The 9034-nt window shown below is 72.6% G+C and carries 7 protein-coding genes; 6 read left to right on the top strand and 1 reads right to left on the bottom strand.

Translation table 11 applies throughout. The annotated features are described in order from the left end of the window. The first annotated feature begins 138 nt into the window (after nt 1–138). Together J0670_RS21040 and J0670_RS21045 are read left to right on the top strand one after the other, a co-directional pair. The gene (locus J0670_RS21040; protein ID WP_207813190.1) at nt 139–1704 is read left to right on the top strand and encodes a PucR family transcriptional regulator; all 1566 of its coding nucleotides are present in this window, start codon (nt 139–141) and stop codon (nt 1702–1704) included. A gap of 164 nt (nt 1705–1868) precedes the next feature. Continuing rightward, a complete protein-coding gene (locus J0670_RS21045) occupies nt 1869–3311 on the top strand; it encodes an aldehyde dehydrogenase family protein (RefSeq protein ID WP_207813191.1) in 1443 nt (480 codons plus the stop codon). Nucleotides 3312–3433: 122 nt separating this feature from the next. Here J0670_RS21045 and J0670_RS21050 read toward each other — a convergent pair whose 3' ends face one another. Beyond that, nucleotides 3434–4102 carry an NAD(P)H-binding protein gene (locus J0670_RS21050; protein ID WP_207813192.1) on the bottom strand — a complete coding sequence of 223 codons (669 nt, stop codon included), beginning with the start codon at nt 4100–4102 and terminating at the stop codon, nt 3434–3436. Nucleotides 4103–4246: 144 nt separating this feature from the next. Between J0670_RS21050 and dxr the strand changes: the two genes are divergently transcribed. The 4 genes from dxr to J0670_RS21070 all read left to right on the top strand — a co-directional run. Continuing rightward, entirely contained in the window at nt 4247–5476 is a 1230-nt protein-coding gene (dxr, locus tag J0670_RS21055) for a 1-deoxy-D-xylulose-5-phosphate reductoisomerase (protein ID WP_207813193.1), read from the top strand. A 123-nt stretch (nt 5477–5599) separates the two neighbouring features. Further along, nucleotides 5600–6904, top strand: a complete 1305-nt coding sequence (locus J0670_RS21060) for an RIP metalloprotease (RefSeq protein ID WP_207813194.1) — start codon at nt 5600–5602, stop codon at nt 6902–6904. A 144-nt stretch (nt 6905–7048) separates the two neighbouring features. Continuing rightward, nucleotides 7049–8209, top strand: a complete 1161-nt coding sequence (gene ispG / locus J0670_RS21065) for a flavodoxin-dependent (E)-4-hydroxy-3-methylbut-2-enyl-diphosphate synthase (RefSeq protein ID WP_207813195.1) — start codon at nt 7049–7051, stop codon at nt 8207–8209. A gap of 174 nt (nt 8210–8383) precedes the next feature. Beyond that, a partial coding sequence (locus tag J0670_RS21070) for a DUF4081 domain-containing protein (RefSeq protein ID WP_207813196.1) occupies nt 8384–9034 on the top strand: 651 nt, incomplete at its 3' end.

A 9034-nucleotide genomic window follows, 5' to 3' on the forward strand; every position in this document is an offset into this window, starting at 1 on the left:
AAGTCGCCTTCGAGGTGGATTCGGCAGTGCCGGTTGTCCGGGGCGTCCATAATGAAGGGGAGAGACCCTCACCAGTCCCACTGCCCTCTCCTCGCCCGGCCGCAACGGCGCGGTCAGGTCGAATCCCTCGAAGGTGCCATGCCCCCCACACTCGCCTCCGTCGTCCGCAACAGTTCGCTCCACCTGACGGTGCTCGCCGGTGCGGACCACCTGGAGCGGCCCGTCCGCTGGGTGCACACCAGCGAGCTGGACGACCCGACGCCGTTCCTGGAGGGTGGCGAGCTGCTGCTCACCACCGGTATCAAGCTGGGTCGTACGGCGGCGCAGCTGCAGGCGTACGTGCACCGGCTGGCCGACGCGGGGGTGGTCGGGCTGGGGCTGGGTGTGGGGCTGTCGCACACGGAGGTGCCGCAGCCGCTGGTGGACGCGGCGGCGCAGCGGGGGCTGCCGCTGCTGCGGGTGCCGGAGCCGACGCCGTTCATCGCGATCAGCAAGGTGGTGTCGGCGGCGCTGGCCGCCGAGCAGTACGAGGCGGTGACGACGAGTTTCGAGGCGCAGGAGGAGCTGACCCGGGCGGCGCTGGGCAAGGACGGCACGACGGCCGTGGTGCGCCGGCTGGCGGCGCGGCTGGGGGGCTGGGCGGCGCTGTACGACGGGTCGGGTGCGCTGTCGGTGGTGGCGCCGGACTGGGCGGCCCGCCGGGCGGGGCGGCTGGCTGCGGAGGTGGACCGGCTGCGTCGGCGGCCGGCGCCGTCGAGTGCCGCGTTGCAGGGGCGCTCGCCGGGGATAGACACGGCGGACGAGGACTACGTGGTGGTCCAGTCGCTGGGGGCGGACCGGCGGGCCCGGGGCTTCCTGGCGGTGGGGACCGAGGACCGGATCACGCCGACCGAGCGGTACGTGCTGAACGCGGCGGTGGCGCTGCTGACCCTCACCCTGGAGCGCTCGCGGGAGCTGCGGCAGGCCGAGGAGCGGATGGGCGCGGCGCTGCTGCGGATGGTGCTGGCGGGTGAGGTGGCGACGGCCCGCCAGGTGGCGGTGGGGCTGTTCGGCGGCCTGCCGGAGGGGACGATACGGGTCCTGGTGGCCGGGGCCGGGCCGAACGCGGACGCCGCGGAGGCGCTCGTGGAGCTGGGCGAGCGGGCGGAGCAGGCGGGTTCCCGGGTGGGCGAGAAGCTGCTGGTGGCGCGGGAGGACGGCGCGCACGGGCCGCGGCTGATGGTGCTGGCGCTGGACAACGGCGCGGTGCACCGGGCGTGCCTGGGCGCGGTGGAGGAGCACGAGGGCCTGTCGCTGGGCGTTTCGGCGCCCGCCGCTCTGGAGGAGGCGGGTACGGCGCACGCGCAGGCGGAGCGGGCGCTGGCGGTGGCGCTGCGCGGTGGCCGCCGGTCGGTGGACCACGAGGAGGTCGGTGCGGGTTCGCTGCTGCCGCTGCTCGGGGAGGACGCGGTGACGGCGTTCGCGGAGGGGCTGCTGCGGCCGCTGCGCGAGCACGATCGGACGGCCCGGGGCGATCTGGTGGCCTCGCTGCGGGCGTGGCTGTCGCGGCACGGCCAGTGGGACGCGGCGGCGGCCGATCTGGGGGTGCACCGGCACACGCTGCGGTACCGGATGCGCCGGGTCGAGGAGCTGTTGGGTCGTTCGCTGGACGACACCGACGTGCGGATGGAGCTGTGGTTGGCGCTGCGCTCCGGCGAGGAGTAGGCGGAGCAGGCGGGGAACGGAACACCCGCCTGGACGCGGTGGAGTGGCCCCGTGGCCGAACGCTCCTAGTCGGCCAATCCGGTCGGTGCGCCGTCGCACCTACCCTCGGGTTCGGGTCCCACGCCCGTGGGCCGTACGACGACGAGGAGAGGGCCGGTACCACGGTGACCACCACGTACGATTTCTGGCTCGCCGGCCGCCGGGCGAGCGGTGACGCCGACTTCGAGGTGCACAACAGCTGGGACGGCCGTCTGGTCGGCAAGGTCAGCATTCCGACCGAGGCGCAGGTCGAGGAGGCGCTGGACGCCGCCGTCGCCGCGCTGCCGGTGTTCGCCGCCACTCCGGCGCACCAGCGGGCCGCCGCGCTGGACCACGTGGCCAAGCGGCTGACCGAGCGCACCGAGGAGCTCGCCCAGCTGGTCACCGCCGAGAACGGCAAGCCGATCAAGTGGGCCCGCGGTGAGATCGGCCGTGCGGTGTCGGTCTTCCGCTGGGCCGCCGAGGAGGCGCGCCGCACCAACGGCGAGACGATGCGGCTGGACACCGACCCGGGCGGCGTGGGCCGTTTCGCGGTGGTGCGCCGGTTCCCGCGCGGTGTGGTGCTGGGGATCGCCCCGTTCAACTTCCCGCTGAACCTGGTCGCCCACAAGGTCGCCCCGGCGATCGCGGTCGGCGCCCCGATCATCCTCAAGCCGGCCCCGTCGACCCCGCTGTCGGCGATGGTGCTGGGCGAGATCCTGGCCGAGACGGACCTGCCGGCCGGCTCCTGGTCGATCCTGACCGTGCCGAACGACCGGATGCCGGCCCTGGTGCAGGACAAGCGCGTGCCGGTGATCTCCTTCACCGGTTCGGACAAGGTCGGCTACCAGATCATGGACTCGGTGCCGCGCAAGCACTGCACCCTGGAGCTCGGCGGCAACGCCGCGGCCGTGGTGCTCGCCGACTGGTCCTCGGAGGCCGACCTGGACTGGGCGGCCACCCGGATCGCGATGTTCGCCAACTACCAGGGCGGCCAGTCCTGCATCTCGGTGCAGCGGGTGATCGCCGACGCGTCGGTGTACGACGCGCTGGTGGAGAAGGTCGTGGCCAAGGTCAAGGCGCAGGTCACCGGTGACCCGAACGACGCCTCGACGGACGTCGGCCCGCTGATCGACGAGAACGCCGCCAAGCGGGTGGAGTCCTGGATCGAGGACGCCGTCGCCAAGGGCGCCAAGGTGCTCACCGGCGGTACCCGCGAGGGTGCGACCGTCGCCCCGACCGTGCTGGCCGAGCTGCCCGAGGACGCCATCCTGGCCAAGGCCGAGGTGTTCGGCCCGGTGCTGTCGCTGCACAAGGTGGACGGCGTGGACGAGGCCTTCGCGGCCGTCAACGACTCCGCGTTCGGCCTTCAGGCGGGCGTGTTCACGCACGACCTGCAGACCGCCTTCCGCGCCCAGCGGGAGCTGGAGGTCGGCGGTGTGATCATCGGCGACGCGCCGTCCTACCGCGCCGACCAGATGCCGTACGGCGGCGTCAAGGACTCCGGTGTCGGCCGTGAGGGCGTCCGGTACGCGATGGACGACTACACCGTCGAGAAGGTCATGGTCCTGACCGGCCTCGATCTCTGAGACCCTCTGAAGGCCTCTGAGGTCTCCGAGACCCTCTGAGGTCTCGGAGACCCCTCTCAGGGACGCACCCAGCGGTGGAGGGCCCGGTTCATCGAACCGGGCCCTCCACCCGTTTCACCCGCTCAGTTGTCGTGCCGGGTGGCGGCGGCGACCGCCTCCGCGACGGTGGCGTTCCCGGCGACCAGCTCCAGGGTCCGCCCGGCGGTGCGGGGCTCGCGCAGCAGCTCGGCCAGGACGGCGGCCACGTCGGCCCGGTCGACAGCGCCGCGGTTGACCGAGGGGGCGAGGCGGACCAGGCCGGTGCCGGGGCCGTCGGTGAGCCGCCCGGGACGCAGCACCGTCCAGTCCAGGGCGGTGCGGGAGCGGACGGCGTCGTCAGCGGCGCCCTTGGCCCGTAGGTAGGTCTCGAAGACGGCGTCGGCGGGGTGCAGGGCGGCCGCGTCGGCGCCCATCGAGGAGACCATCAGGTAGCGCCGGACCCCGGCGAGTTCGGCGGCGTCGGCGAGCAGCACGGCCGCGTCGCGGTCGACGGTGTTCTTGCGGGCGGCGCCGCTGCCCGGTCCTGCGCCGGCGGCGAAGACCACCGCGTCGGCGTCGGCGAGCAGGGCGGCGAGCTGCGGGGCGGTGGCGGCCTCCAGGTCGAGCAGCAGCGGCTCGGCGCCGGCGTCGACGAGGTCCTGGGCCTGTTCGGGGCGGCGGATGATCCCGGCGGGGCGGTCGCCGCGTTCGGCGAGCAGCCGCTCCAGCTTCAGCGCGATCTGTCCGTGGCCTCCGGCGATGACGGTACGCATGGGTCCGACGGTAGTCCGAGCCGCCCGGGGCCGCTCTGGGGGGTGCCGCGAACAGGACACCCGGGAACAGGACACGCGCGAACAGGACGCCCACGAGCAGGACACCCGGGAACAGGACGCCCGTGAGCAGGACACAATGGGCGCATGACTTCGCTCGCTCACCCGCAGCTGCGTTTCGCGCCCACCGTGGCGGACCCCTCCGGCCCCCGGGAGCTGGTGATCCTCGGCTCGACCGGCTCGATCGGCACCCAGGCCATCGACATCGTGCTCCGCAACCCGGACCGTTTCCGGGTGGTCGCCCTGTCGGCGGCGGGCGGCCGGGTGGAGCTGCTCGCCGAGCAGGCGCTGCGGCTGGGTGTGCACACCGTGGCGGTGGCCGATCCGGCGGCTGAGCCGGCGCTGCGCGAGGCGCTGGCGGCGAAGGCGGCGGGCCGGGCGCTGCCGGCCGTGCTGGTGGGGCCGGACGCGGCGACCGAGCTGGCCGCGATGGAGTGCCACTCGGTGCTGAACGGCATCACCGGCTCGATCGGGCTGCGGCCGACGCTGGCCGCGCTGACGGCGGGCCGGGTGCTGGTGCTGGCGAACAAGGAGTCGCTGATCGTCGGCGGGCCGCTGGTCAAGGCGGTGGCGAAGCCGGGGCAGATCGTGCCGGTGGACTCCGAGCACGCGGCGCTGTTCCAGGCGCTGGCCGGCGGCACCCGGGCGGAGGTCCGCAAGCTGGTGGTGACGGCGAGCGGCGGCCCGTTCCGGACCCGGACCCGGGAGCAGCTGGCCGGGGTGACCCCGCAGGACGCGCTGGCGCACCCGACCTGGGCGATGGGCCCGGTGGTCACGATCAACTCGGCCACCCTGGTGAACAAGGGCCTGGAGGTGATCGAGGCGCACCTGCTGTACGACGTGCCCTTCGACCGGATCGAGGTCGTGGTCCATCCGCAGTCGGTGGTGCACTCGATGGTGGAGTTCACCGACGGTTCGACGCTGGCGCAGGCCAGCCCGCCGGACATGCGGATGCCGATCGCGCTGGGCCTGGGCTGGCCGGACCGGGTGCCGGACGCCGCCCCCGCGTGCGACTGGACCAAGGCCGCGACCTGGGAGTTCTTCCCGCTGGACGACGAGGCCTTCCCGGCCGTCGAGCTGGCGCGCGAGGTGGGCACCCTGGGCGGGACGGCTCCGGCGGTGTTCAATGCCGCGAACGAGGAGTGCGTGGAGGCCTTCCTGAAGGGCCGCCTCGCCTTCACCGGGATCGTGGACACTGTTGCCAAGGTCGTGGCCGAGCACGGGACGCCCGCGGCGGGAACTTCCCTGACCGTCGAGGACGTCCTGCACGCGGAGGACTGGGCGCGCGCCCGGGCCCGCGAGCTGGCGGCGGGCTGACGGCCTCGACCCCGGAGGGCGGCGTCGGGACGCCGGTACCAGGGGTACCGGCGTCGCACCCGACGCGGCACGGATCGCGGTACGACGAGACGATGAGCGGAGCGGCATGACGGAGGGCCAGCGGTGGCAACGGTTTTGACGGTGGTCGGCATCCTGGTCTTCGTGGTCGGGCTGCTCTTCTCGATCGCCTGGCACGAGCTCGGCCACCTCTCCACGGCCAAGCTGTTCGGCATCCGGGTGCCGCAGTACATGGTCGGCTTCGGCCCGACCCTGTGGTCGCGCCGGAAGGGTGAGACCGAGTACGGCTTCAAGGCGATCCCGTTCGGCGGGTACATCCGGATGATCGGGATGTTCCCGCCGGGCGAGGACGGCCGGATCACCAAGCGCAGCAGCTCGCCCTGGCGGACCATGATCGAGGACGCCCGTGAGGCCTCCTACGAGGAGCTCCAGGAGGGCGACGAGCACCGGCTGTTCTACACCCGCAAGCCCTGGAAGCGGGTCATCGTCATGTTCGCCGGGCCGTTCATGAACCTGATCCTGGCGTTCGGGCTCTTCCTGACGGTCATGATGGGCTTCGGCGTCTCCATGGCGGTGCCGACCATCGGCTCGGTCGCCCAGTGCGTCGTCAAGGCCGGCCAGCCCACCGACACCTGCCCCGCCGACGCGCCCAAGACCCCGGCCAACGCGGTGGGCCTGCGCCAGGACGACAAGGTGCTCTCCTTCGACGGCGACCGGATCCGCGACTACGACCAGCTCCAGGCGGACATCCGGAAGTCCGCCGGCAAGCAGGTGGAGATCGTCGTGGACCGCGGCGGCCAGCAGCTCACCTTCAAGCCCACCATCGCCGTCAACGACGTGCAGAAGTACGACGGCAACGGCGCGCCGGTGAAGGGCCAGACCGTCCAGGCGGGGTTCCTCGGCTTCACCCCCAGGTACGAAACCGTTCAGCTCGGCTTCGGGCAGTCCGTCGACCGGATGTACGACATGGCCGAGAACGGGGTGAAGTCGCTGGCCGCCCTGCCCGGCAAGATCCCGGGCCTGTGGAACGCCGTCGTCGGCGACGCCCCGCGCGATCCGGACTCGCCGATCGGCATGGTCGGCGCCGCCCGGGTCAGCGGCGAGGTGTTCTCCCTCCACGAGTCGGCCACCCAGCGGGTCGCGATCTTCGTGAACCTGCTGGCCGGCATCAACCTGTCGCTCTTCCTGTTCAACATGCTGCCGCTGCTCCCGCTGGACGGCGGCCACATCGCCGGCGCGGTCTGGGAGTCGGTCCGGCGCCGCTTCGCACAGCTGTTCCGCCGGCCCGACCCGGGCCCGTTCGACGTCGCCAAGCTGATGCCGGTGGCCTACGTCGTGGCCAGCATCTTCATCGGTTTCACCCTGTTGGTGATGGTCGCGGACCTGGTGAACCCGGTGAAGATCGGCTAGGGCGTTCGGGTACGGCGGGTGTGCTGGGCGCGCCGGCCGTGCCGTACCGTGGAGGCCGGGTGCGCGAAAGTCCGCGCGCCCGGCCTCGGTCGTCCCAGCGGCCGGGCGGTCGACCACACCTCAACCCCGGGGAACCCTGCGCACATGACCGCGATCTCGCTCGGTATTCCGTCCCTGCCGCTCAAGCCGCTCGCCAAGCGCCGTTACTCCCGGCAGATCATGGTCGGCAACGTACCGGTGGGCGGCGACGCCCCGGTCTCGGTGCAGTCGATGACCACCACGGTCACCTCGGACATCAACGCCACGCTGCAGCAGATCGCCCAGCTCACGGCGTCCGGCTGCCAGATCGTCCGCGTCGCCGTCCCCTCCCAGGACGACGCCGACGCGCTGCCGATCATCGCCAAGAAGTCGCAGATCCCGGTCATCGCCGACATCCACTTCCAGCCGAAGTACGTCTTCGCCGCGATCGACGCCGGCTGCGCGGCCGTGCGCGTCAACCCGGGCAACATCAAGGCCTTCGACGACAAGGTCGGCGAGATCGCCAAGGCCGCCAAGGACGCCGGGGTGCCGATCCGGATCGGCGTCAACGCCGGCTCGCTCGACAAGCGCCTGCTGGAGAAGTACGGCCGGGCCACCCCGGAGGCGCTGGTCGAGTCCGCGCTGTGGGAGTGCTCGCTGTTCGAGGAGCACGACTTCCGCGACATCAAGATCTCGGTCAAGCACAACGACCCGGTCGTGATGATCCAGGCCTACCGTCAGCTCGCGGCCGCCTGCGACTACCCGCTGCACCTGGGCGTCACCGAGGCCGGCCCGGCCTTCCAGGGCACCATCAAGTCCGCAGTCGCCTTCGGCGCGCTGCTGGCCGAGGGCATCGGCGACACCATCCGGGTCTCGCTGTCCGCCCCGCCGGCCGAGGAGATCAAGGTCGGCACCCAGATCCTCGAATCGCTCGGGCTGCGCCAGCGCGGGCTGGAGATCGTCTCCTGCCCGTCCTGCGGCCGCGCCCAGGTGGACGTCTACAAGCTCGCGGAGGAGGTCACCGCCGGGCTGGAGGGCATGGAGGTGCCGCTGCGGGTGGCCGTCATGGGCTGCGTCGTGAACGGGCCGGGCGAGGCCCGTGAGGCCGACCTCGGGGTCGCCTCCGGCAACGGCAAGGGCCAGATCTTCGTGAAGGGGCAGGTGATCAAGACCGTGCCCGAGTCGAAGATCGTCGAGACCCTGATCGAGGAGGCGCTCAAGCTCGCCGAGCAGATGCAGGAGGAGGGCGTCGAGGCCGGTTCGCCGACCGTCGTCGCCGCGGAGTGACCGCCGCCGCGCAGCGGCCGTCTTACGGTCCGAACGCGATTGCAGCATAGTTTTCCGGAAGCGGGGCCGTCCGTTCGCGGACGGCCCCGCGGCCGTAGCCGGGTGGGGCCACGGAGTAGGGTGCGGCCAGAGTCGTCTCAGTGAGGTGCGGTCTCGATGCTCGATCGAGGTGTGATGCTGCCCAGCTCCTTCCAGGCCGCCCGGGCGCTGGCCACCACCAGGGTGCTGGAGCCGCCCGATCTCGCGGACGCCCTGGAGGTCCTCCACCGCGACCCGGTCGCCAACGCCTTCGTCGCGACCCGGGTCGAGGCGGTCGGGCTGGACCCGTGGCGGCTCGGCGGGGAGCTGTGGGGGTGGTACGACGGGGACGGCGTCCTGGACGCCCTCTGCTACGCCGGGGCGAACCTCGTCCTGGTCAACGCCGGGCCGACGGCCGTCGCCGCCTTCGCCGAGCGGGCCCGGCGGCAGGGGCGGCGCTGCTCCTCGATCGTGGGGCCGGCCGATTCGACCGCCGCCTTCTGGGCGCTGCTGGAGCGGAGTTGGGGCCCGGCACGCGAAGTCCGGGGGCACCAGCCGCTGTTGGCGACCTCCGCACCGTCGGCGGAGATCGAGCCCGATCCGCTGGTGCGCAGGGTGCGGCGCAACGAGGTCGAGACGCTGATGCCGGCGTGCGTGGCGATGTTCACCGAGGAGGTGGGGGTGTCGCCGCTGGCCGGGGACGGGGGTCTCCTCTACCAGGCCCGGGTGGCCGAACTCGTCTCCACCGGGCGGTCGTTCGCGCGGTTCACGGAGGACGGGCAGGTGGTGTTCAAGGCCGAGATCGGG

It is taken from the genome of Streptomyces sp. FH025 (genome assembly GCF_017427025.1).
In the GTDB taxonomy this organism is placed as follows: domain Bacteria; phylum Actinomycetota; class Actinomycetes; order Streptomycetales; family Streptomycetaceae; genus Kitasatospora.